24 protein-coding genes, 6 pseudogenes and 1 riboswitch are annotated in these 25,612 nt (G+C 31.6%); of the genes and pseudogenes, 3 read left to right on the top strand and 27 right to left on the bottom strand.

Features of this window, described 5'->3' with window-relative positions:
• Positions 1-140 precede the first annotated feature (140 nt).
• From ACXY7N_RS22450 to ACXY7N_RS22435, 4 genes and pseudogenes are all read right to left on the bottom strand, one after another.
• Entirely contained in the window at positions 141-1,376 is a 1,236-nt protein-coding gene (locus ACXY7N_RS22450) for a cytochrome P450 family protein (RefSeq protein WP_016087710.1), read from the bottom strand.
• Between the two features lie 159 nt (positions 1,377-1,535).
• Positions 1,536-1,940 (bottom strand): hypothetical protein, encoded by a 405-nt coding sequence (locus tag ACXY7N_RS22445; RefSeq protein WP_016087711.1) that lies wholly within the window; start codon positions 1,938-1,940, stop codon positions 1,536-1,538.
• Positions 1,941-2,087: 147 nt separating this feature from the next.
• Positions 2,088-2,372: pseudogene (locus ACXY7N_RS22440) on the bottom strand (hypothetical protein); the annotation flags it as partial.
• 163 nt (positions 2,373-2,535) lie between these two features.
• Complete coding sequence (locus tag ACXY7N_RS22435; RefSeq protein WP_016134592.1) at positions 2,536-3,537, bottom strand: DUF1835 domain-containing protein; 1,002 nt, start codon at positions 3,535-3,537, stop codon at positions 2,536-2,538.
• Between the two features lie 296 nt (positions 3,538-3,833).
• Between ACXY7N_RS22435 and ACXY7N_RS22430 the strand changes: the two genes are divergently transcribed.
• Entirely contained in the window at positions 3,834-4,046 is a 213-nt protein-coding gene (locus tag ACXY7N_RS22430) for a hypothetical protein (RefSeq protein WP_016087714.1), read from the top strand.
• A 265-nt stretch (positions 4,047-4,311) separates the two neighbouring features.
• Here ACXY7N_RS22430 and ACXY7N_RS22425 read toward each other — a convergent pair whose 3' ends face one another.
• Positions 4,312-4,515, bottom strand: coding sequence for a hypothetical protein (locus tag ACXY7N_RS22425; protein WP_016087715.1), 204 nt, complete (start codon positions 4,513-4,515; stop codon positions 4,312-4,314).
• Between the two features lie 626 nt (positions 4,516-5,141).
• Between ACXY7N_RS22425 and ACXY7N_RS22420 the strand changes: the two are divergent.
• A pseudogene (locus ACXY7N_RS22420) lies at positions 5,142-5,675 on the top strand (IS3 family transposase); the annotation flags it as partial.
• A 24-nt stretch (positions 5,676-5,699) separates the two neighbouring features.
• Here ACXY7N_RS22420 and ACXY7N_RS22415 read toward each other — a convergent pair.
• From ACXY7N_RS22415 to ACXY7N_RS22330, 18 genes and pseudogenes are all read right to left on the bottom strand, one after another.
• A pseudogene (locus ACXY7N_RS22415) lies at positions 5,700-5,853 on the bottom strand (IS6 family transposase); the annotation flags it as partial.
• A gap of 171 nt (positions 5,854-6,024) precedes the next feature.
• Complete coding sequence (locus ACXY7N_RS22410) at positions 6,025-6,492, bottom strand: hypothetical protein (RefSeq protein ID WP_016134590.1); 468 nt, start codon at positions 6,490-6,492, stop codon at positions 6,025-6,027.
• A gap of 159 nt (positions 6,493-6,651) precedes the next feature.
• A complete protein-coding gene (locus tag ACXY7N_RS22405; protein ID WP_016134589.1) occupies positions 6,652-6,855 on the bottom strand; it encodes an EndoU domain-containing protein in 204 nt (67 codons plus the stop codon).
• Between the two features lie 357 nt (positions 6,856-7,212).
• A complete protein-coding gene (locus tag ACXY7N_RS22400; RefSeq protein ID WP_033659706.1) occupies positions 7,213-7,557 on the bottom strand; it encodes a hypothetical protein in 345 nt (114 codons plus the stop codon).
• Positions 7,558-7,845: 288 nt separating this feature from the next.
• The gene (locus ACXY7N_RS22395; RefSeq protein WP_016134587.1) at positions 7,846-8,262 is read right to left on the bottom strand and encodes a DUF3995 domain-containing protein; all 417 of its coding nucleotides are present in this window, start codon (positions 8,260-8,262) and stop codon (positions 7,846-7,848) included.
• 141 nt (positions 8,263-8,403) lie between these two features.
• Complete coding sequence (locus ACXY7N_RS22390) at positions 8,404-9,177, bottom strand: DUF3959 family protein (RefSeq protein ID WP_116363431.1); 774 nt, start codon at positions 9,175-9,177, stop codon at positions 8,404-8,406.
• A gap of 209 nt (positions 9,178-9,386) precedes the next feature.
• Positions 9,387-11,774 carry an RNaseH domain-containing protein gene (locus ACXY7N_RS22385; RefSeq protein WP_142291984.1) on the bottom strand — a complete coding sequence of 796 codons (2,388 nt, stop codon included), beginning with the start codon at positions 11,772-11,774 and terminating at the stop codon, positions 9,387-9,389.
• 308 nt (positions 11,775-12,082) lie between these two features.
• Positions 12,083-12,562: a homoserine dehydrogenase gene (locus ACXY7N_RS22380; protein ID WP_179197196.1), complete on the bottom strand. Its 480-nt coding sequence runs from the start codon at positions 12,560-12,562 to the stop codon at positions 12,083-12,085.
• A 225-nt stretch (positions 12,563-12,787) separates the two neighbouring features.
• A pseudogene (locus tag ACXY7N_RS22375) lies at positions 12,788-12,938 on the bottom strand (site-specific integrase); the annotation flags it as partial.
• A 17-nt stretch (positions 12,939-12,955) separates the two neighbouring features.
• Entirely contained in the window at positions 12,956-13,276 is a 321-nt protein-coding gene (locus tag ACXY7N_RS22370; RefSeq protein WP_016134586.1) for a heterocycloanthracin/sonorensin family bacteriocin, read from the bottom strand.
• Positions 13,277-13,518: 242 nt separating this feature from the next.
• Positions 13,519-13,724: pseudogene (locus tag ACXY7N_RS22365) on the bottom strand (hypothetical protein); the annotation flags it as partial.
• Between the two features lie 110 nt (positions 13,725-13,834).
• Complete coding sequence (locus tag ACXY7N_RS22360; RefSeq protein WP_016087724.1) at positions 13,835-14,098, bottom strand: DUF3937 family protein; 264 nt, start codon at positions 14,096-14,098, stop codon at positions 13,835-13,837.
• Between the two features lie 161 nt (positions 14,099-14,259).
• A pseudogene (locus ACXY7N_RS22355) lies at positions 14,260-14,394 on the bottom strand (N-acetylmuramoyl-L-alanine amidase C-terminal domain-containing protein); the annotation flags it as partial.
• A 155-nt stretch (positions 14,395-14,549) separates the two neighbouring features.
• Positions 14,550-15,239 carry a thiaminase II gene (gene tenA, locus ACXY7N_RS22350; protein ID WP_016087725.1) on the bottom strand — a complete coding sequence of 230 codons (690 nt, stop codon included), beginning with the start codon at positions 15,237-15,239 and terminating at the stop codon, positions 14,550-14,552.
• Positions 15,240-15,362: 123 nt separating this feature from the next.
• A riboswitch (TPP riboswitch) is annotated at positions 15,363-15,468 on the bottom strand.
• A gap of 72 nt (positions 15,469-15,540) precedes the next feature.
• Entirely contained in the window at positions 15,541-16,455 is a 915-nt protein-coding gene (ddlB, locus tag ACXY7N_RS22345) for a D-alanine--D-alanine ligase (protein ID WP_016087726.1), read from the bottom strand.
• A gap of 4 nt (positions 16,456-16,459) precedes the next feature.
• A complete protein-coding gene (gene pdxR, locus ACXY7N_RS22340; protein ID WP_016134584.1) occupies positions 16,460-17,908 on the bottom strand; it encodes a MocR-like pyridoxine biosynthesis transcription factor PdxR in 1,449 nt (482 codons plus the stop codon).
• Positions 17,909-18,072: 164 nt separating this feature from the next.
• The gene (locus ACXY7N_RS22335; protein ID WP_488592614.1) at positions 18,073-19,113 is read right to left on the bottom strand and encodes a homoserine dehydrogenase; all 1,041 of its coding nucleotides are present in this window, start codon (positions 19,111-19,113) and stop codon (positions 18,073-18,075) included.
• Positions 19,114-19,199: 86 nt separating this feature from the next.
• Complete coding sequence (locus ACXY7N_RS22330) at positions 19,200-20,441, bottom strand: esterase/lipase family protein (protein ID WP_488592613.1); 1,242 nt, start codon at positions 20,439-20,441, stop codon at positions 19,200-19,202.
• 278 nt (positions 20,442-20,719) lie between these two features.
• Between ACXY7N_RS22330 and ACXY7N_RS22325 the strand changes: the two genes are divergently transcribed.
• Complete coding sequence (locus ACXY7N_RS22325) at positions 20,720-21,061, top strand: DUF3914 domain-containing protein (RefSeq protein WP_016134581.1); 342 nt, start codon at positions 20,720-20,722, stop codon at positions 21,059-21,061.
• A 76-nt stretch (positions 21,062-21,137) separates the two neighbouring features.
• Here the strand turns inward: ACXY7N_RS22325 and ACXY7N_RS22320 are convergent, their stop codons facing one another.
• From ACXY7N_RS22320 to ACXY7N_RS22305, 4 genes are all read right to left on the bottom strand, one after another.
• Complete coding sequence (locus ACXY7N_RS22320; RefSeq protein ID WP_240523622.1) at positions 21,138-21,824, bottom strand: lipoprotein BA_5634 family protein; 687 nt, start codon at positions 21,822-21,824, stop codon at positions 21,138-21,140.
• A gap of 53 nt (positions 21,825-21,877) precedes the next feature.
• Positions 21,878-23,809, bottom strand: coding sequence for an FtsX-like permease family protein (locus ACXY7N_RS22315; RefSeq protein WP_016134579.1), 1,932 nt, complete (start codon positions 23,807-23,809; stop codon positions 21,878-21,880).
• A complete protein-coding gene (locus tag ACXY7N_RS22310) occupies positions 23,784-24,554 on the bottom strand; it encodes an ABC transporter ATP-binding protein (RefSeq protein WP_016087733.1) in 771 nt (256 codons plus the stop codon). Before ACXY7N_RS22310 ends, ACXY7N_RS22315 begins: the two co-directional genes overlap by 26 nt.
• A gap of 315 nt (positions 24,555-24,869) precedes the next feature.
• Positions 24,870-25,364, bottom strand: coding sequence for a DUF3267 domain-containing protein (locus ACXY7N_RS22305; protein ID WP_080117965.1), 495 nt, complete (start codon positions 25,362-25,364; stop codon positions 24,870-24,872).
• Positions 25,365-25,612 lie beyond the last annotated feature (248 nt).

Raw genomic sequence — 25,612 nt, 5'->3', positions numbered from 1 at the left:
TTCGTTTTTTAACGAAGATCTCTTACAAATAGAATTAGTTGATCATTGGGATGTTTTCACCCTTCCGTTTCGAATTTAAACAACACATACATACTCTATGTAAATCATTTTCTATGTATGCATGTCTAAAAATAAATATTCTAGAATGTTAATGGTAATTCCTCTAAAGAACGCATTAAATAATTACCTTGCCAGTTAATTTCTTCACGATTCCCTTTTATTTGTAGTTCAGGCATTCGATTAAACAAAGTAGTAATAGCAATCTTTGCTTCCAACCTAGCAAGTGGAGCGCCTAAGCAAAAGTGGCTACCATGACCAAAGGCAATATGACGATTATTCTCGCGTGTAATATCGAATACTTCCGGGTTTTCAAATACTGTTTCATCACGGTTTGCAGAAGCTAAGGCAATGACAACCATATCTCCTTTTTCGATTGTTTGTTCGTGAATTTGGAACGGTTCAGCCGCCCATCTTCCAGTTGTAATCTCAACTGGAGAATAATAACGCAATCCTTCCTCAATAGCTGAATCAATTAATTTTGGATTATCCTTTAATAACTGTAATTGATTTGGATTTTCAAGAAATGCTAATACCGTATTTGTAATTAAATTCACTGTTGTCTCATGTCCTGCTACGATTAACAGCATTATCATTGAATATAGCTCTGGAGCACTAAGTTTATGCCCATCATTTTCAGCAAGTATTAGCGCACTAACCAAATCTTCTTTTGGATCTTTTCGTTTTATATCAACTATATATTGAAGATATGTAATAAACTCAGATAGTTGTTTTTCGGTTTCTTTAATTTCTTCAGGTGTTTCTGGCGATGCAATGACAGCATGAGACCAAATTCTAAATTTCGCTTGATCTTCTTTTGGAATGCCGAGCATTTCACTTATTACAATGATTGGTAAAGGGAACGAATAATCATCAACAAGATTTAATGTACCTTTTCGCTCTATTTCATTTATTAAATCATCCGCTATTCTCTGAATTCTTCCGTCTAATTGTGTAATCATCTTCGGTGTAAAAGCTTTTTGAACTAAAGATCGTAAACGACTGTGATTAGGTGGATCTGAATTTAACATGTGCGTTGTTAAATGATCACTATTGTCAACGGAAAGATACATGTTTTTTGTATCTTGAGGAAACACATTTGCCAGATCCTTTTTTAAACGATTATCTTTTAAAAGTGGCAGAGCATCTTCATATCTTGTAATAAGCCATTCTGCCCCTAATTCAGTTTTATTCACAAATAAGATAGGTTGCATCTTTCGCGATTCTTTATAAATTTCATATGCATCTTCTTTAAACTGAACTGAAGCTAAATTAATGCCATCTTCTATTCTTCGGCCAACTTTATTTTTCATTGACATTGTATTCCCTCACTCTCATTTGTTTTTGAAAACCACCCAACATATGCATTATACTCTAATAAAAACGTGAAAATTGTAAATTTTTAATCAAAATCTTACTTCATATATTGAAAAATAAAAAAGTGAGAGAGTAAAATACTTCCACTCTCTCACTCTTCTTTATGCAAAGCACATAAAATTACTAATTTGTTGATAGCGGTAACTTACTTTACGACGACGACCACCTTGCCAAGTATATCCTGATACCCCGTTTCTTCTCACTTCAGTCGGGAAGAACCATAAGTCCCTTCCGAAAGGACCAGGACGATGTAAACGTAAATATCCCCATCTTCCTAGACAGTTACACATCCATGATTTCATATTCCCTGCTTGTGCTGGAGAAGCAAATGTGGATGGTAACGATGGCGCTTGGGACGGCGGTGGTGACGTTGGAGCATCTTCCGCATCATCTGGTCTATAATCTTCTTGTTCCATATCTCTCACTTCATTTGTAGATTCATACCCGTAGTTTTGTGGATTATAATACATTCCTTGATCATATGGATAATTTTGTTGGTTATACATATTAACAAATCACCTTCTTTTCATTCAGTACCTTTAACATTCATATGCGATATGCCCCCTATAGGAAGCTTATGTATAGCCTAAATTCATAAAAAATGTTGCAAATTACAAATAGAAGAGATCCATAATAAATCTCTCCTATTTGCACTAAGCAAAGCACATGTAATTACTAATTTGTTTATATTGGTAAGTTACTTTAAAACGATGACCATCTTGCCAAGTATATCCTGATACATCAAATCTTCGAACTTCTATTGAAAAAAACCATAAATCTCTCCCAAAGGTACCAGGTATATATAACCTTAAATATCCCCATCTTCCTAGACAATTACACATCCATGATCTCATTTGGGCTGTTGATATAGGCGTAGCAAATGTAGAAGGTATACTGGGAGGGTTAGATGGAGGTAGTAACTTTGGAGCATCGTCTGATTGACATGAACAGAACTGATTGTTCAATGAACTATTCCTCTTATTTATTAGTAAACTCTATATATTATATGAAACTTCCATAAAGGAAAAACTTCTGTTTTATTTCACCAAAAAATCCCTTCTAACTCTTTAAGAGAATTAGAAGGGATTTTTTGTTTAATTGCTATTTCAACTTCACACTATAAAAGCGCATTTCGTCTAGTGAACCTACAAATTCAAAAACTTCTTGTTTAATTAATTCCTTTAAGCGATATTCTAAAAATGTATCGCCAACTAACTGCTCTACAAGCCCAAGTGCTTCACCAATCACTCTAGGAGCTTTTAAGAATTCTCGATCAGCACCTACACTTTTCGCACATTCAATAATAAATTGATCAAAATAATCTTCTTGTACAGAATGCACTTCATTTTCTTTCCATACTCTTAAACATTCTATGCTATTCGATAATCTATCCCACTCATGTTCAAGCCTCATCCGCTTTTCTTCCGTTACATACGATAATTCTGCAAAACTGTTTTGAAGTAGAGCTAAACTTTCAGGTGATAATTCCCCTGTTCCACGAATATCATATTCTTGTTTTAATATTTCTTTACTTGCTTCAGATGTATTAATAATGCAAATATTTTTCTTATCTTTTAATTGCGCCATTACAAAACATAGGCCTACATGTTCATGTGCGTTATTGGCTTTCCAAATTGTAATAGGTGTTTCAATAGGAATAGTGTGTAGTTCTTCCAAAGTTTCTATAAACCTTGGTAAATACTCCTCTTCAAAATAACTATCATATGCAGTTAAGTTGTTTACTAACCATTTCTGTCTTGCTAGTTGCCCCTCATTCATATGTATCTTATTTATCGGTCCGATTGAAAAGAATTCAGAAAAAGCGACAACCATCTCTTCCAATCGTTCTTCTTGACTTAGCATATATTTTAAACATCCAGCTGTTGAATCATCAAACGCAATATGTATGTGTGAGCTTTCTTTTACATTCCTTTTATAAGATGTATTACTCGTTAGTTGCTTAGGAATATCCATCAAATTTTTAATTGAATCTTCACTATAACTTTCTTCTAATAAATTTAACTGAATCAGAATACTTTGAAGTAAATGTTTCGCTTCATCTTCGTACATATCCTCTACCACATTTTTGATTTTATCTATCACACAAATCCCTCTATTCATTTCAAAAATAACGTAGATAATAGTGTACCATTTAAGTATCACTCTTTAAAAGTTTTTTTAGTCAAATCATTTCTTACACAGATTAATGCAGCTATCTAAGTTTTTAATAAAATCTTTCTCTATCTTTTCCTCAAGCTATAGACCTAAAATGTTTTTTGCTTCCCCGTTATCAATCATACGAAATCACAATAGTTGCTAAATAAATTTTAAATACTTTGTAAATCTTTTTATTTAAATGTATAATTATATAGAAAATAAAAAATACAGGAGCAATATTAATGGAGAAAATACTTACTAATTATAAACATCATTTAAAAAATTGGAGATTTATATTTATTTGTATATTACCTGCCGTCGCTTTATTATACACATTTGATGTTATCTTTGAACTACTGTTTCACCAAAATTTCTATTTGTCTAATTTAATTATTGCTGTCATTTTATTCTTAATATTTATTAACGTAAAAGATAAATTTAGAATCAAAGGTTAAAAAAAAACTATAATTGAAACGAAACCGTTGTAGAGCTACATTTTTCATAAAAAATAAGAGCACCCTGCTATTGGATGCCCTATTGTGATTAGAGGTTTTTTCTGAGTATTGATTCGGACACGAAGATCTTGTCCTACTATTTAATATATGCTTGTACTTATTTTATTGTGCACATATGAAGTATCACTAAAAATCCTACTCAAATTCTCATTGTACAATTATAAATAAAAAAACATCCCCATGGATGTTTTTTATGTACACACTTTTAAGCTTCCATAAACTTAGCCGGTACACCAATTTTTTCAACTACAGAAGATATATTAGTGGGATTAATCATTACATTTTCAATACAAACTAATTTATTCTCTAATAACCCTTTCTCTGTAGTAATAAGTTCTTCAAATCGTTCTAAAGTCATTGAGAATTTGTGCTCACTTCCACCATTCATACTGACTTTTACATACTTCATAGTGTCACCGCCTCTCTTAATTATCTAAAATTCGATAAGAATGCGCTTACATCCTTTTTTATTAAGGTATGGTTTATCACTTTCCTCAATACGTTTAAAATGATTTTGAGAAAAACAGCTAATATACACCTCTTATTCTTTTTTTAAAGATTCTCTAGTAAACAACACTCTGTCTTGTCTTTTTTGTATGAGATTTTTCATTTTACATATACTACTTTTGAACCTGCATACCAATGCAAACCATTTTGGTGTTTTGGATTTCCCTTCCTGGGATAAGTATTTTTTACTTATCCCTTTTTTGTATAGATATGTATATTTAAGGTAAAACTAAGTACAAGCAGTTTTTCTGTTTATTCGTAGTTCTTAATCAAAAGACTTTTCTCCTTTAAAGGACAGTAAATTCGACTACTTGTCCTTTTTTATTTACATTTCACACGTCATTTCCGTCTAATTCTAAACATTCTATTAGGACTCCTAAATAGCCGATATTTATACTCATACAAAATAAGCATTTTTTGGTACTTTCCTTTTTGGGTTACACAACACAATAGTCATGACCAACGTATCGTTCTTCTTATCTCAAAAGGTCTCCTAAGTAACTAAAAAAGAACACATAAAGTTAAACTGCACCGAATATTTTAGCGCGCAGTTTTCATGCAGATACACCAAATCAAAAATGGATAACAGACATCACAGAGTTTAAATTATTTGGAGAGAAACTTTATTTATCACCTGTATTAGACTTGTATAATGGTGAGATTATTACCTATAGAATTGGCTCTAGACCGACGTATTTACTTGTTTCAGAAATGTTAGAGACAGCATTAGAACGATTACCTGAAAACCACCAACTATTGATGCATTCCGATCAAGGGTGGCATTATTAAATGAAACAATATGTCCGGACACTTGAATCAAGAGGTATTGTGCAAAGTATGTCCCGAAAAGGAAACTGTTATGACAACGCAGTCATGGAGAATTTCTTCGGGATCATGAAGTCAGAATTCCTCTACTTAAAAGAGTTTGAAAGTGTAAAGCATTTTAAAATAGAATTAGAAAAATATATAGATTATTATAATAAGAAACGGATAAAGGCAAAATTAAAAATGAGCCCGGTGCAATACCAGGGTCACTTCATATGTGGCTCTTTTTTAATATGATGAAGGACCATATTGATGAACTCAACACGTAATCGTTGTATACGAAATGGATAAGCCTCGTCCCCCCTCATTCCCACCAACCATGGAAATGAGGGTTATACCGTAGTTACCATCTCACGGTTAATAGAATAATATCTGGTTGATATTGTTTCCACTTGAATAAACATTGCTTTTCCATACCAATTCCATCCTTTTTAGAGTAATAGTATCAGTATGTCCAAATTTTATAGATTTTCACACCAGAACCCTCTATTTCATTCCATAAGTCACAGATGCTTCTTTTATCTACCCATAATTTTCACTTTTATAATTAATTTTAAATTCTTCACTTATTACTAATCTGTGTTTCTTATATTTGATTACTATCCTCTATACTATTAATTTCTTCCACCTTTTGTTCAATCCAATCCATAGCCATTTTTGCATCTTCTTGAGCAATTTCTCCTCTTTCGCTCTTATACTTATGTGTTTCATAAGCCCACACTAATATGATTTTAACAAATTCAACTGTTTCTAATTTACATATCGGCTCAAATTCATCTTCTTCATCATAAAATGGATCCTCAATTATGGTAAAATCTCTAAAGGATATTATGCTAGAAGCGTTTCCTCCATGTCTATATTCGGATATGTTTCCCCTCAACAAATCAATAAAATTGTTAATATCATTTTTTAAATCTCTTAACCTCCAAGGTATATCAGAGCCTAAAGGATCATTTATCATATTGGCAAATTTCAACGATTTTTCTTCATCAAAATCCATAACAACCACATTGAATTCTTCTATATATTTAAATTCATAATTGTATTTAATCATTAAGAACACTTCCTCCAACTCAATATACTGGATAAGCTGAGATTACCTTATTATTCCTCAAAATCATCTCTATTGTCATTCCATCACTTGTTTTTCCAAGATATCTATTGTTTTTTTATTTACTTTGTTATGAAAAGCCTCATTCACTTCATCTATTACTTATTGAGGTGTCCACTCCCTTGGAAAGAATGTGGATTTTGGACCTTTTAATACCCCATCAATTTCAATTTTGGCCCTATAAAACCCATTTTTATCAGGTACACTCTCAGTCCCTGGAATAATCTTTCCACCCATCACATTCTCATGATGATACCCAACTGCATTCCCACGTTTATTAATTTCCTCATGATAAATGTGTTTCATTGTATCAGTTTTATATTTTTCCGTACCCTGAGTACCATCCTTAGCCCCTTTAACTCAACCAATTTCTTCCTCAAGCTTTGAAATCTTACTTTGAGTATAGGCTTTCGTCTCTTTATGACTTAAGGTGATTGCCTCTTCAAATATTAACAACTATAATTACAAATAAATTAAAATAGACTTAAAAGGAATGAATTCTTTACAATACAGAATTCATTCCTCACTAGTTGCTTAAAATATTTGTCTAACTCTTTAGGTTCAATTCGCATTCAATATACCCTAAACATACATTAAATTTAAATTACCCTCCATATTTTTTAAATCCCTAAGAATGATGGAAAGCTAGCATACCCTGTAAGCTTATGCTAAATACCACTCTTCCGTAGAAAAATTATCAGCATTTGGATCTCCTTCTAACTCCCATTCGCTAATAAAATTAATTATTTCTCCTAAAATTAGATTTATATCATGATTCTTTATAATCAAACCTCTATGATTATTCCAAGTAAAATCAATTTCGATATTTATATTCAACTCATCCTCACATTTACTTAAAAAGTCATTCATTACTAAGGTAAAATATAAATTCACAAAATTATCAGAAATCCAAATTACGGATGATTCATCATTAACCTTCTCTATTCTAAATCTTAAATTATTGTACGCAATCCACTTTATATTACCTTGTATTTTTTCTTCTTTCATCATTATTTCCCTCACATACTATGATATAATCCTGTCAAGACATCTATTGCTAAATTTGTTTTTAAACTGCCATATATCACATCTTCCCATCGACTGATATACATCTCTATAGAAAGCGCAATTATTAATAAAAATAACTTCAATTTATTTTATTAACCGTTCTCTTTACTTCGTAATTAAGTATTAAAATATTGTTGGTTATATTTTTGTAATAAAATGTAATCACACAAAACAAACGGTTTTTGATTGCACAGAAACCTTTTATTTGATATCCATTTCTTTATATACTTACATTATAATTGCCAATAAGAATGATAAAGATAGAAATGCACAAAGCGGTATATATAAAACAGTGTCCATTCTAGCAAAATGCGTATCTTTTTCGCGTTTAAAAATACCAAAATAACGAAACTCACCAATTACTCTTATGAAAAAAACAACCATACAAACCCAGGATTCTATTTGAATAATAATATTTGGAACTGCAAAATAAACAACATCTGCTTGTTGTAATAAAATCATTGCTGCCATACTTAATAACAACGCAATGAACAATGTCATTCCTACACCTGGTGTAAACGCCTTTTCTCCTGATTTTGTTGGAATGACACTATTTGTCGCCCACTTACCTCCGAAAGCCCAGTAAACATGTAAAAAGCTAACTAAGAATAATATACAAGCAGAAATATATGTAATGATCAGCATTTTGTCCTCCCATTATTTTATTTAAGTCCTCAACTTTAGAGTATGCTATGAATTCCTCATTAGCAATATGTAATTACATAAAAAACCCTTTAATAATTTATCAATTCAATGATAAATCATTAAAGGGTTTACTGAAATTTATTATGCATTATACCTATTTCTACGACGTTCCATCCTCGTTTGTCCTTGAGCAGTACCTTCTTTAAATTGATGTATTTGTTCTGTCATTTCATAAGTTGCAGCTGAAGCTGGTTCCTCGTAATTATGCTCACGTATTTTTTCTGGTGTTTTTCGTTTTGATACTTTTCCACCAAACTTAAATAATTTCATCTTAAATTTCGGTAAACTTGGAAGTGGAATCTTAAATGATAATTTTTTACGCTTCTTTTTTTGTTGAAATAGATTTATATTTTCTTTATTAACATCCTTTTCTTTACGGTGTAATAACATCGCAAGTAATCCACCTAATATAAGTCCACCAACTAAAAGCATGAGATATTTGAAATTGCTTGTCATTAAACTCGACATACGTTCAAGTATAACTAACGACTGTACTTCTTTAATATCCCAAAGTAAAGCGGCCCATAATGAGAATAAACCTAAAGTCAGTCCATATGTACGAAAACGGAATAAACATGGAATTAAAGCGATACAAGCGGCAATTTTCGCATTCGCTATTATGGAGCTTGTTGAAATATCCTGATGCCAAATGACTAACAGTAGTGTTATGAATGGCGCGTATGCTATCCAGCTACATATACGTGAATATATTTTTTTCGCAAAATAACTACCGAAACTAGTAAAAAATAAAAGGCCTCCAATATATAAAGATTGTTCTAGTGGGATTTGCTTTATTATTCCTGCAACTGGAAAGAGGCCGCTCAATAGCATCAATAACACATCTAATTTCTTCACAATTCCTCATTCCTTTCAAATTTCTTTTGAATCAATTCATATTGCTTTTCCATATGATGTAGATTTTATATTTCTAAAAAACATCTTAATCCTGTATGTAAATAAAGTAAATACGTAAAAGAGAAGATACATGACAAAAGATATCCTTATTTACATGAAAAAATGACAAATCCTGATCGATATAATGAACAGGATTTGTCTACTATTATTTAAAGCAGTGCGATTGAATCTTTCTTTTCTATTTTTATTATATCTACATCCAATTCATCATCAAACTCTTTAAACTCTCTTGCATCTATATCCGTCATATAGCTCTTTATTATTTTCGCCATATGCATAGAATATGGCATGTGTATATTCTTTTCCAAAAGCATACTTGAATTACAGCACATATAATGTACCATTTTGGCAATATAGTTCCTTTCAACCGCTTTTACACCTAGCGGTAAAATTTCAAGTATGTATCGCTGCAATGTTTGATTACCATTAAATAAATATTCACCAGTGCTATAATACATTCCTTTTTGATCTGTGTATAAACTTGTGCCATCCAGTACATCATCACATTCTATCGCACCGTATTTTGGTACATCAAAAGATGTATTTATTCTTATAATGTTTAAATTTGGTACCTTTAGCACATCAGGGACAATCTCTGGTAAAATATCTATATCAATTTTTTTATTTTGCAACTCTTTTATCCAATATTTTCTTACATTCGCATCTATAATGAAATATACTTGCTCATTTTGCTCTTTTGCGTGTTGTAAAATTCCCGTTAGTGTTTCAGAGACAAATTGTTTAAATTGAACCCCCATATCATTTCTTTTTGAAGGCTGTGGTAAAAAACTATTATGTTTATTTATATTTAATAATAAACGATCAATCGTTTGCCATTCTGTATTCCCATATAATTTATATGAAATTTCTTTACCTTTTATTTGTGAAATAATAGGTAAGAAATCAAATTTTGAGATTCGTTCAATTGATAAATTAACATATGTACAAGGTAAATTTATCTTATTCCAACTACGTTTTAAAAATCCTTTTTGTTCTAATAAACTAAGAACACAATTTATAATTGTTTTACGAGATACACTTTGGCCTATAAATAAATTAATAAATGCCGAAATACGGTTTGTTCGTGCGAACCCTTCTCTAACGATTTGCTTTGGATCAATTTTTTCGCGCCCATCACAATTTTTCATTGCGATTAACGCCAATGTCGCATCATTACGCTCACCTGCAGTAGCATAGACCGCTTTCATAACATCCTCTACTAAATTTGTTTTATATTTCTGGCAATATTGCATTTTATATGGGTTTTGCAAAACTTTTTCAATATTATATCTTACTATTTTTAATAATACTGGAGAATCTGCATTTAATACATATGAAGACTCACCAATTTGAGCTAACACAATTTCACTTTCAAATAACGCTTGTTCTACTTCCATTGAAATTTTTTCAGACCATATTTCTAACGTTATAGTCTCTAATCCTTTTGGAGCAATTAAAGGGAATAATTCATTTTCATTATTTGTTGCTAGCTTTTTACATTCTGGTAGTAATGTGAAATAAGAGAATTTTTGCTGAAACCCTTTAAATAAATACTCTCTTTCCTTTACTTTTATACCAGGTTTTATTTTAGTACCTTGAACTTTATATATTCTCTCATTGTATGGAAGCAACACCCTAAGACTTGCTCCTAACATATAATCTTTCGGATATTGAAGAATGTGCTCTAATTCAACTTCTCCACCTATATGAAAATCATCTTTTAAATTTCTAAAAATCTTAATCCATTTTATGCCGTTTGTAGCTTGTTGTACTTTTAGTTTTACAAACCGTGATTTTTTATTATTCGAGGCAAATTCTGGAGTAGAAATTAATACCATGCCCCGTTTTCGTCTTAACAGCAAAGGAATGTCTGGATGGTTATATTCTTGATAAAACCTCCGAATGCCTATTGAAACATTTAATAATGGAATATTCTCGCCTCCGCGCGTTATACATTCGAACCGATATACGTAGGCGAAATAATCTTGTGTTTTTTCATCTTTAATAGGCTCTGACATAGCCTCACAAATATTTTGTGATCTAAGTGGAGAAAAGTATATATCTTCTTCGTTTATGTTTTCTAATTGTACGGGACTCTCACAAAAAATATGCGAAATTAAAGCGGGCACCCACTTAGAATATATTTCATTATCATGTAGTACTGTTAAATTAGAAATTAAATCGTAATGCCATTCATATTTTGGTGATTCTATTAATTTATTAGGTTTCCAATCATGAATAATCTCATACCAACTTTGAAAAATATAATCGAGTTGTTCTTTTCTAATAGGTTCTTTCGATACAATCCATGGTGTATTTTCATTTAATACATATGGATTATGCTGAATAAATAATATATCAGAAAACATATCATATAATCTTCCATTCAATCGTTTTAGCTTACTCGTTAATAAAAATGTTTTATAATGTATCTCTACAATATCGAGCCATTCAATAGGGAAATATATAAATGATACGCTTTCGTTTAATAGAGGTTCTACTATATTATCAAATGTTAACAACTTTAATTTTTCCATAAAATGATTACTTCCTTTCTTCATTTATCTTGATCATCAAAAACTAGAAAAACTGTTACTTAATCTAATCAATTTAAACCAAGTATTTAAAAGAAAAGTAAAAACTATTTATCCTAATAAAACATTACCAAAACGACTCTTTTAAAAATTAAAAGTAGTTATCATATACAGCACCTCCTAAATCATTATTTTTATACATATGAATTATACAATATATATAATGTATTGTATTTATCATTTACAATAACTTTACAATAAAACTAAAAAAGAACACCTTAAGTCGATGCTCTCCTTTCAAATATCAACCATTATGTAATTGAACATATAGATAACATTAATCCTGCAAATGAAATTGCTCCTATTAAACCTATTACAAATCCTGTTAAACAAATACAATCAGCTAGACAAATGGAAGACTGCGATAATGGAACAAATGACCTACTTGTACTCGATCCATATTGTTTTATTTTTTCATAATTCATATCTAACATGAAATGTAGACATGTTACACCATCCTCAATAGTATGTAGAGATTCTTTTTCTAATCGCTCCAATAATTTACTATTAAAAGCAACTGGAAGAGGATACAGCTTATCTAATTTCATATTTTGATAAATTAATTCTAAACGAGATAATAGATTATTTTTCTTTTTTTCAGATGTTACTGTACATTTCATGTTATTAAGTTCATTTAATAACATTGTCAATTCATCTCTTTTTCCGTATAAATCCTTAGCTATTTTTCTCTTTATTTTGTACGAATGGATAATAGATTTAAATTCAATCATTTTAATACACGTCCTAATTAAATATTATTTACCCATTATTCTATAGATAAACAGTACTTTTTAATCCTATTTAAAATACACTCAAACATCTTAATTTACTATCGATTAACATTACATTAAACTTACAAAGTTGTAATAATTTCATGAGCTACACACTAACTAAAAGAAATCAATCCTTAAATTAGACATACATTTGATGGTAAAACTATAAGAAAAAAGCAACGATTAGATTTTAAATCTAGTCATTGCTTTATCTATCTCATCTTGATTTACACCTATATATCTTATTGTTCCCCTTTCGTTTGAATGACTGAATATTTCCATTAACGATGTCTATATTCTTTGTCGGCATGTACATATATAAAGCTAATGTTTTTTAATTAATAAATGTAGTCAATATTCATATGTTACAATAGTACCAGTAGTATCAGAAGTACCATTAAAACAATTAGAGCAACCACCACAACCGCCACAGCCACCACAACCGCCACAACCAAAACAACCGAAGCAACCAATACAACGGAATCCACCACAACGGAATCCACCACAACGACCGCCACAACCACCGCAACGACCGCCACAACCACCACAGCGACGAGCAGCATCTTCAAAATAGTAATATGGATATTGGTTTTGCTGGTCCCAATACACAATATTTCCAGACCGGTAATCATTAAGGCTTAACGCTTGTAATTCTTGTTGAAACTTATTCATTTTCATGACCTCCGTTTATAAAATACAACCCTATCAATGCTGTCCTATATTTCTGATCGTTAAATCTAAGTAAAAATAGCGCTATAAACTAAGTTCAATACATACACCAACAAAGTATGACTTATCACTAGATGATGCACCTTGTTCATATACCTATTTTTACTATGGGCTCATTTTTATAAATAGAAATTATAAAATGTGAATTCTAGCATCATATCTTCATGCTTACTAATTTCAATTCATTTCTCAATAACCATGATGCCGTATCCTATGTATTCCCGTCTGCCGCTTAGATTTTTCTGTACTGTAAATACCTCTCGTTATAACACTCCCATATACTTACTGAGCGTACCATCTGATATTCCTAACCTTTTATATACTTCACACTAGCAGAATAAAAAATCTCGTCCGTCGTATCATCAAAAAAACTACTAGTTACGGAATTCAATGACGGTGAAGAAATTCCTACAAAAAAAGCCCTGATTAGGGCTTTTCATTCTACTTTTCCAGCAAGCTCTCCATGAAATTGCTAATTAAAAAAATTGAAAAAAGACGCACTTAGATTGATGCGTCTTTTTGTGATACCTCTTTTGTGAAATCATATAAAGCAATTGCGCCTAAAAGAACAAGTATACCTTGAGGAACATCTATCAAAATAGTTTTCCAAATTTCTGGAACTACCCATTTAATATTTGCTGCTGTTTCAAGATATGTTTGAAAATAACTAATCGTAAAATTAATTATCCCTAAAAATACAAACAACGATAGACCAAATCGAATTAATTTCTTATTTGTAAACATGTAACACCTCTCAAAATTCATTGGATATTCCTACTTTTGCTTCTTTTTCATTTATGCATCTATATATTTAATTTTAACACATCAAGAACTCCAAAAGATACAATATGCATATTTACATATTGTATTAACAGCATTCCATAATGATTTAGAAATTCCTGCAAGAAAAAACAACTCCGTTACAGTTAACAGAGCCGATTTCTTTCTTGTTTAACTTCAAACCACCAATCTTTACGTTCAAGGTAGAATTTCATTCCATTACGTTGTGCATCTGAAGTTGGAGCAGTAACGAAGTTTGATTGTAAAATAAAAGTCGCAGAAGTTTATCCAGTTAATGCGTAGAAAATTAAATTAACTAACTTATCGATATGCCATTTTGCTATATCCGCAGCACTATCGACTTTACGCAAATCTGACAAGAAAAAATATATAGATAGGTATTATCCATACCTATCTATAACATTACTTCCATTCTTTATCCGATTACATCTTTTACTTCTGTATTCACTGGCCACTTTTCTAAAGTATAAGCCATTTCCCAAAATGAATATTCATATTGACTGCTAATAATGAAATGCTGTTTCATTCGCTTACGGTCAGACTCTGTTACGTTTTCAGCGATAGTATCTAATCTTGTAATTTGCTCTTCAACTAGCGTACGGAACCAATCAGATCCATAAGCAGAAATCCATTCGTTATAAATTGGTTCTTCTGGCTGACACTCTTTTAAACGCTCACCAATTTCATAATACAACCAATAGCAAGGTAAAATTGCTGCAATGATATCGCCTAAATGTCCTTCATACGCAGCACGATACATATGTGAAGTATAAGCGTATGCAGTTGGAGCAGGGATAAAACTATCTTTTTCTTCTTGAGTTATCCCTAGTTTCTTCGCAAAATTCTCATGTAAAGATAATTCCGCCTCGTATGTATTTTGAGCATGATGTGCCATACGAGCTGTCGTTTCTAATTCCAGTGCTTTTGCAGCTCCTAAAGTTTGTACTCTAGCAAAATGACTCAAATAATATGAATCTTGCAGCACATAATAGCGAAAACTAGCTAAATCTAACGTTCCTTCACCAAGTTGTTTTACAAAAGGGTGATGAAAACTAGCTTCCCAAATTGAATCTACTTCTTGACGTAATGATTGTGAAAATTTCATTTAAATCCCTCCCATAATGTATAAAATTTAAGTATTTACCCACAATTATTAAATCTGTAAAATAAAAAAACTTTCTTTACAGGCGTAAAGAAAGTGAAATTGACAGTATTTATTCATGAAATAGCAATGTCTTTCCCACTTCCCTACGCTGGCATTAACCAGATCAGGTACTAAGAGTCTCAAATTCCCATTTGATCTCAGCCTATAATAGGCCCCCCTAGTGGATAAATATTTAATTTTCGTATTGTATTCATCATAACATACTTCATGTTACTGTCAAAAGTATTCATGATACTGCTACTTAAAACCCTTCTTCTTCCCTTACTCTTAATGAAGTTTCAATAATCATATCTAATAGTTTGCTATAATTAATTCCCGCTGCATCTGCACTTTTTGGTAATAGACTTGCTTGTGTCATCCCTGGTAATGTATTAACCTCCATTACATATGGAATACCGTCTTTCACCATCATATCAACCCTTGCATAAACACTACATTTTAATGCTTTATAGCAAGCCAGTGACGCTTCGTTTACACGTTCTTTCAATTCAGCTGGAAGTTCAATAACTTCTTCAATAGTACCAGCATCATCATATTTCGCATTGTAATCAAAGAACTCCGCCGCATGTCGAATTGAAATGATGGGTAACTGTTTTCCATCAAAAATGGAACATGTAATCTCGTCACCTTTTATATACTTCTCTATTACTACTTCAGAATCCCATTCGAACACAGTTTCCAGCATTGAAATTAATTCGTCTTTATCATATACAATCTTTACCCCGACACTCGAGCCACCAGAGTTTGGTTTTACCACTAACGGAAATCCTAACTTATCTAATTCATCAAGATTTAGATCCTCCATTTTTGTAAGTTCAATCCAATCTGGTGTTTCTATTCCTTCATAACGTAAAATCTTTTTCGAAATGTTTTTGTCCATACATATACCGCTAGATAACATATTGCTCCCGCTATAAGGAATACCTAAACTTTCAAGCGTTCCTTGAACAGTCCCATCTTCTCCGTATTTTCCGTGTAATGCAAGCAGCGCAAAATCAATGTCTTTCGCTTTTTCGATTAAATCCATTTTTTCGTTTAACGTAATTGGAACAATGTCATACTTACTTTTATCTAAATGTGCAATCATTTCATTTCCAGTCATAATTGATACTTGTTTTTCAGAGGATACTCCTCCCATAATAACGCCAATTCTCATTTCCTCAACTCCAAATTTCATTTTTTATTGTATCACCGATTATTTTGATTCCCCGAACAATTTCTTCTTCTTTCAAACGTGAAAATCCTAATCGAAAAGTGTTCGTTCCTTCTCCATTAGAATAAAAAACATCTCCAGGAGAAAATGTAACCCCCTGCTCATAACACTTTTGCAAAAGAGTACGGGCATGAATTTTTTCTTCTAACTCTATAAATAAATGAAGTCCACCATCACCGGTCATTCTTTGAAACGGAATGTACTCGTTACACGCCCTAACAGCTAACTCATATTTTTTCTTATAAACAGATCTTGCCTTTTTTAAATATTTTTCAAAATATCCTTCATGTAAATATTGAAACAGAACAGCTTGATCTAAAGTAGATGTGTGAATTGTTCTTGCTCTTTTTACACTCTCTAAATAATGAATCAGTTCTTTATCTGCAATGATCCAGCCTACACGTAAACCAGGGAAAAGTACCTTTGAAAAGCTACTAATATAAATCACATTATTACCAGCGCCAGCAAAAGTTAATAATGGTGCTAAATGTGATCCTGAATAACGTAGCTCTTCATTAAATCCATCTTCTATAATAGGAATCTTATATTTTGAAAATAATCTCATCAGTTCCGTTCTTTTCTCCGAACTCGTAACAATGCCGGTTGGATTATGATAGGAAGGAATTAAATACGCAAAATCAAACTCTTTTTCACGCAAGCTTTTTTCAACTTCGTTCGTATCAATGCCATCTTCATTCATATTAATTCCATGCACTTCAAGTCCATGTAAACGGAAAAGCTTTAGTGCAGCATGATGAGTCGGATTCTCACAAATAACCCGCCCTGACTTCTTCGATAACGAGGATAGTACAATGTCTAATCCTTCTGTAAATCCATTTGTAATTAAAATATCTTTATTTGAAATATCTACACCTTTCATTTCCATATAATGAAGTAGATAATTCATTAGCGGTCTATACCCTTTTGCGTAACCGTAGTTTAATACGACATCACCTTCAATGGACATACGAGTAAGAAAAGCTCTTTTGAAATTTTCCACATCAAATAGCTTTTCATCTGGAGCGATGCTGTTAAAAACAATCATTCCTTTTTCCCAGCGAACACCATGTTTCATTAAATCTAATTCATCCGCTAATAAGGTAACTGTATTAAGTTTATTTTTCCAATCTATTTCAACAGACGAAGTGTTTGAAATATCAACCTTCGCAACAAAATTCCCTTTTCCTTTAACTGCATAAATGAGTCCTTCTTGCTCTAAATCTGCATAGGCAGCGAGTACAGTATTTCTGCTCACACTTAATAATTCACTTAGTTCCCTCGTTGAAGGTATTTTTTGTTCCCCGAGCAAGTGCCCTTTCATAATCATCTTTTTTAAATAATCTTTCAATTGAATATAAACGGGACGATCTTTGACAACTTTAAAATCTTTAAACAAATCCTTACCCCCTGCAATTATTTTTGCATATTAATTTCATTCTCAAAAGGTCCACTACATATGTATTTTTTATTAAGGGCGGTACGGTTTTATAAAGTGAAACTTTAATCAATGGTGATTCGTCCCGACCATTGATTATTACCCTTCACCAATTGATAATTTTACTACCCGTTAATACGTGACAAATCTTTACGATATAAGTTAATTATATCTTTTAAAGCTGCTGCTGCGGCTCCGCGTGGATTAGAAGCACCACCAATTGTAGTAACTTGTCCCATCGTATCTGTAAAGAACGTAATCCCTTTTTCTGTCCCATTTACATTTGCTAGCGGATGATCTTTATCTATTTCGTGTGGTTCCACATGAAGAGCCACTTTACCATCCTTATCCTTATATGCTGAAGCTATTAATTTAATATATTTATTATGTTCTTTAGCTTTTCGAATTTGTTGTTTTGTAACCTGTTCGATTCCTTTTATATGTATATCGGCAAGTGTATTCTCTGTTCCCATTAAACTGTTTGTCAAAAGTATCAATTTACACGCACTATCAGAACCACTTACATCTAATATTGCGTTCGTTTCAGCAATTCCTTTACTTTGTGCTTCTTTCAGTGCTTCTTCAAACGTAATATCCTCCTCATTCATTTTCCAAAGAATATAATTTGTAGTCCCGTTTAATATTCCTTCTATTTTTTCAATATGGCAACCAGCTAAACTAAATTGACCAATATCAAGCGTCGGTAATGCGGCCGCAGTTGCACCACTATATCGAATTCGTACATTTGCGATTTTTGCCGCTTCATTTATTTCTCTCCAGTTTGTAACGAGTGCGCCTTTTGAAATTGCTACTATATCCATTTGTTTCTCAATCGCTTGTTTTATATATTGTTTCCCTGGATTTCCATCTTTAAGATTTGTAATGGTTGATTCTACTAGTACAGTACCACTTATGTTATCTGTCGCTCGTTCCTCCGGATAATGTTCAATATATTCTTCAATTGCAGCGCTACCGCCACCATACTTTAATAAATGATGAATAGACAAACCTTCCTCATTATGTATTGCAATATTTCTACCTAATACGCCGCTTACAACTAACTCTATTCCATATGCTTCATATATATATGAATATTTTTCATTTAATAATTTTATAAACTCTCTTCCTACTGTTCCATATCCTGATAATACAACTTTAATTTTCATAATATCCCCCCATTTTTTCTACCATATCCCTCTTTCAATATAATATAAAGCGCCCTCGAATTCCATCGAGAGCGCTTTATTATTACCTATTTTGGTAAACGTGATAGCTTTTCTGCAATTGTTCTATAAAACTCTTGAATACTAGAAAAACCTAACGTGTCTGAAACACTAAGTCCTACCATATCGAGATGATCCCAATTTGTTTTCGTTTCGATATGATTCCATTTTCCAATCTGTAAAGGCTCATTACTATTTACAGTAGCATTAGATGATGGTGCAATCATAGAATTTGTATTTACTACACCATCATTTTGCCACCAAGAAGTATCAATTAATGGACGATTTTCTTCATATCTTGCATAGGACCCTAAGAAAAATGCATTCCCCATTAACACTTTATTCATTGTTATATGAGGCAAATGTAAACCTGTTATAGGCGCCGCTTGTGATGCATGTCCACTATAAGATAAGTAGTACACATCTGATTGCGTCTTTACCCAATTATTGAGCTCCTTTGCACCATCTGTACTTAAATCCCATTGACTTATATCCTTTGTATTTTTCCAAAGTGAACTATTTAGGATGCGATCAGTATATTGGAAAAAAGACTCTCCAGTATTCTTCTTTATACCCCATTGATCCAATTTAAAATCATATAACGATAAATTATTGTTTCCTCCAAAACTTGCAGCTGTAATGAGTAAATCTTTGACGAACGGCAGTAGAAGACTACCATCCGCAAGTGTTGTCCCATTGTGAGGAGTTGCTAATGTTGTAACACTATGAACATATGATTTCTCGCCTTCAAATAGTGGTGATATATTCGTGTTCGGATGATTGTTTACATAATTTTTTTCTTCAAAACTGCCTTCTTTTAATAGCTGTACTAATGTTCTAATCGTTTGTCCACCCATGCTATGCCCAACTAAATGAACTTTATTTGTTTCACTCCAATTTGGTGCAAAACCACTATAAGTTCTGCCAAAACGATTATGTCCATGTTTCTCAGCATGTGCGACACCATAGTCTACTGTACCACCGTTTATTTGCGCATATAATTCACATGCACGATCCCAGTTACTAGAAACAGGTCCAACTGCAGCAGTATGTACTGTATAACCATTTCTTTTTAAATCTTCTTGTATATCATGAACACCACCCCAATATTTAACCCCTAACATTTCCTCTCTACCCCACCCAGCAAATCCATTCACTAATATGATAGGATAATTATTTTGTTGTCTCTTTTCAGCGTGAGTTGTTTTTGCTGCGAATAAAAGCACAGTCCCTATTGCGAATAAACATATTTTTAAAAATAATTTCCCCATGCTTCCTCCCCCTAATAAAACGTTTACATTTTTCTGTAAAAAAGATATACATATTTAGTTTATAACTTAAACATAATGTAAAGTATTTTATATACATTGTATATATAGAAAGCATACACAAATGTTGATAAATATTAATTCAAGTAAACATTTACTTTTTACAATATAACTTGTAAATCCGATTATTTGAATTTATAATTAGATTTAGTTTCTTCATGTTAAATGGATTTAAAAATCATAAGAAAACTAATTTCATTACTTAAGAAGGAGGAAAAGTCATGCAAATCGAATTAAATATTCATACATTATCTCAACCTACTAAAATAACTCCATCTAATCTTGAGCGTAATACTATCCCTTCTACTAAACTTGAAGTTAAAAAATTAAATGATCCTATCAAATTTGATATTCGTTCATCTGAAAAAGAAATGAAACAACCTGAGCATAAATTTAACGAATTAGATTTATGGAAGACGTTAAAGGATAAAGGTGTTCCTTTATGGATCATCCTTGAAATGCTACAAAAAGTCCGTAAAGAAAAAGAAGCTCAAAATAATTCAGTTCAACATTCAAATGCGATTGAAGAAACGCATGAGACTCGATTAAATGAAGTAATGTAATATATGTTATATGAATGGCCTATACACTAAAAAGAGTTCGAGGTTGATAAAGTTTCTATCAGCCTCGAACTCTTTTTTAAGGTTTTTCTTCAATCGTTACAAACTGAAAAGATAGTTCTTCTTCCAAACCTTTAATTAGCTTTTTTACTTTGACATTTTCATTAACCAAGGTATTATCTGTCGACATTTTAGGCTTTTCGTCACCTAGTGATTGTTTCAAATGAAGAAGGTGCATTTTCGTTTCATTTGCCTTTATTTCTTTATACACACTATTTTTTGATACCATTACATACCATTGCGTTGGATATTTACGAGTGTTACCTATCCAAGCGTCACTATCGTATGAAACAGGAATCTCTTTTCCTTCTAATTCAATACTTTTCATACTCTTTTCATCTTCATGTGTAAACAACAGCGAGCCCTCTTTCGGGAATTTCGGTAACTTATCTATTAGTTTTAAATTGGATCCATTATCTCGTTTACGAAAAACATTTGCTTTAATCATCGCTTGTGCTGTGGATTCATTTAAAATTAATACCTGTCCATTCCCATATTTACTTTTTTTCACAGAAAACACTTCATTTTCTTTGGTAATTTCTTGATAACGACTAATAATTGGTGAAGCTTTATTTTCATCCCCAATGATTATTAAACCGTTTGCAGGAAATGAATTCTCCTTTTTAGAACATGCACTAAAACTTATTAAAAATAGTATCGTTAACATAAAAATAGTTAAAGTTCTTTTCATCGCGTTTCCTTTCATCATACAGTTCATTTTTTCACATATTTTTGTGTAATCTTACAAGCTAATATACTCTATTGCTCCATAACCTTATACAGCTTTTGCAGGTAACGCCAACGGGTTATAAAGAAATATAATACCTGTATACATATAAATGAAATTAAAATAACGATAGAACTATTTAAAATAGAAAAGTCTACTAATTGTTGTAATGCCATATAAGCGACTATAGTATGAATTACTGCAACAATAATTGGTAAGAAGAACATTAATACTAACTGTCTCGTTACAACCTTTTTTAATTCCCGTTTACTTAATCCCATTTTCGAAATCATTTTATATTGCTGTTGATCACGATCCAAATCTGTATATAATCTGAAATATATAAAACTAGCGGCAAATGTAAAGAAGACGATTCCGACTAAAACACTTGCCATAAGTAATAACCCATTCGTTTGTTTTGCACTTAGCAACTCGATTGTTAAAGCTCTAAATTCGAAATGTGTGTCTCTTGGATCTTTATCGAATATATTATTTAATTGGTTTGAAATCTCTTTCGTTTTCATCCAATCGTCTACAACAAATCCGTAAGTACGAAATGGACTGTCTTGATTAACTGGGTCACTAATAAGAGGTATTCCATCATATACCTGATCTTGAACAGCGATATAAATAGTTCTAGAATCATGTGGTAAAACTAAATTTTCTACAGCTTTTTTCACATGAAATGTCTTTGTCCAGTCACCTTGAATGACTTCTATATTCTTTTTATACTCGCCATTTTTAAATTCTTGTTTTTGTGATACAACTCCAGGAATTAATATAATTTCATCTTCTTTTTCAATCGTTTCTTGTTGATACCCAAGTGCTTTTGCAAGATCGTTATATTCACTTAATTTCATTATATTCACGTTACTTTCTGTGTATATATATGAAGATGAAGCCATTCGATACGGAATATTAGCATCAGAAAGGTGTTTTTTTATAATAGAAAGATTTTTATTTAATACTTTGTCGTTTTCAAAACTTCCATACAAAAAGGTATACGGATTTGTCATCCTTACCAAATCCCTATTTCCAATTGCAGCTGTTGTACCAATCGCTGTAAATGCAACTGCTGAAACAATAGATACTATAAAAAACATCGTTGCATTATCTTTCATACGGTAAATTAATTCAGAAAATGTTAATATATTTGTTCTCTTTAAAAAGAAAGATTCACTCTTTTTCGCAAGATGCAATATATAAACGCTACACTGTGTATATAAAAAGTACGTTCCTATAATTACTAGGATCACACCTATTCCAAGTGTAATAAAATTGGAACTTGGGACGAAACGAAATACTGAAAAATATCCATATCCTATACTAATTAAAGAAAATAGTGATAATAAAATTGAAGATTTCGGTTCAGGTTTTGGCTTTTCCTCCGCTTGAATAAGTTCCACAAGTTCTGTTACTTTTACCATTTTAAATGTAAAAAGTGAAACGATTAAAAACAAGAAAAGGAATGTGATAACTGTTAAAAATACAGCCTGCACTGGTATATAAAAAGGTAAACCATTATTAATCATTAATACACTTGCGCTTATCAATAAGACTAGTTTAGAAAATATGAGTCCAATGAAAATCCCTATACAAATTGAACCAAGTCCAATTAACATATTTTCAATTAACAATAACTTCTTAAGTTGTCTCATTGACATACCTTGCATCATTAATATGCCAAATTCTTTCTTACGCGTTTTTAAAAATGAACTAACTGAATATAGAATGAAGAAAAATGAAAATATAAAAATCAAACCTTGCGAAATTGTAAATCCCATTGTACCAAATGCACTTATTGTTGCACTTGTCGATTTTAGCTCACCTTGTAAATCAGGATGGAATAATAAAAGAGCATACGTGAAGAAAATCATAATAGAAAATGCACTACTCAAAAAATGAGCTGCATATGTACGCTTATTACGAAAAATATTATTAAATGCGAACTGACGAAAAGTCATGCCTTTTCCCTCCTAACAAAGAAAGGACATCCATAATTTTTTGATAAAACGCTTGCCTGCTTTCGCCACAATAAATTTCATTATATAGTTGACCATCTTTAATAAAAATTACTCTGCTGCAAAAGCTCGCTGCATACGGATCATGTGTCACTAACATCATCGTTGCTTTTTCTTCTTTATTAAGCGTATCGAGCATCTCCATTACATCATTTGAAGATTTAGAATCCAAGTTCCCTGTTGGCTCATCCGCAAGTAATAATTGCGGCTTATGAACAATCGCACGAGCGATTGCTGTTCGCTGAGCTTGCCCTCCAGATATTTCAAACGTCCTTTTACTTAATATATCTGTAATATTTAATTTCTCAGCAATCTCTTCCACTCGTTTGTTCATTTCTTGCACAGAAACACCATCTAAAGTCATCGGTAATAAAATGTTTTCTTTTACAGTAAGTGTGCTAAGAAGATTAAATGATTGAAAAACAAATCCTAATTGTTTTCTGCGGAATAACGCTAATTCTTCTGATGATAATTGAAAAGGATTTGTGCCATTAATTAAAATTTCTCCCGATGATGGAGAATCAATAGTAGATACCATATTTAATAACGTTGTTTTCCCGCTACCTGATGGACCCATAATTCCTACGAATTCACCTTCTTGAATTGATAAATCAATATCTACTAATGCTTTATAAGGTACTTTCCCTTTATATACTTTACTAATACTTTTTGCATGTAAAATTTCCATGTATATTCTCCCTTCATTTCCACTGCTCACAATAAAGTGTAAATGAATTGTCTTATAGCTCATATTGATTCATCTTTCATTTATCTTACACGTTTGTAAGATTTCTAAAAAAACTGATAATAAACCTATTCTCAATCTATAAACAAAGCATATCTATCTTATAATATTTGCATATTGGTTTAAATTACAATTCTATTTTCTAATATTTATTTTATTAATAACAAAAGACCGATTTTTTATCGGTCTTTTTATTTTCAAATATTATATTTTTAACTATTGCATTATTTGAAGCATATTTGAGTTACCCATTAAATACTATTTCACTTGATAATACCCTCTGCAAAAAAATGAGTTCTTCGGTTTCATTGCAATCAAAAATGAATTGTAAATATCTGAGGCGGAAATGAATGTGTTTATCCAACATATAAATAATAAAATTGATTTAATATTTCCTGATACAAAGAAAGACATCATGGCAGGAACTACCGATAATGCAATAACAGGAAAGCTCATAAAGACCCAAAATCTAATTTTGGATAAGGTTGCATTTGTATTTAGCCAAAAGAATATCCCACTAAATGTTAAGCTAATATCTCCTTTTTTACTTATTACTAAAATGTGTAGACATTCGTGAATGATGAAGACTAGGATACCTATTATGATAAGATAGAATATATTAATATGAGTGAAACTTGTTTCAAAAAAATAAGGTATCATAAAAATGATAATCTGAAATAAATATACAAACTTCATATAATGTTTTTGGTACCAATTATTCTGTATAAACGGCGTCCATTCTGAATAATCCATACCTATTTGTGGTAAGTGACGAAACCAAATAATAATATGTGCTCCCCTCCCTCATTTAAACTAATTCCTGGCTTAAAGATTTAATTTAATAGCAATCAACCGTAAGTTTTATATGCAGCTCTTTAATAGACTTAGCTGCATTTTTTGTTGACTAAGACCAAATTCTTCTTTATATCACCCCATTTTTCCCCTTCCATTCTTCTAATTGAGCTTAAAGTAATGCGTTTGTAGGATGATTTGAGTAAGAA

It is taken from the genome of Bacillus sp. 5w2, assembly GCF_054353775.1.
This window is presented reverse-complemented; position numbering and strand designations above follow the sequence as displayed.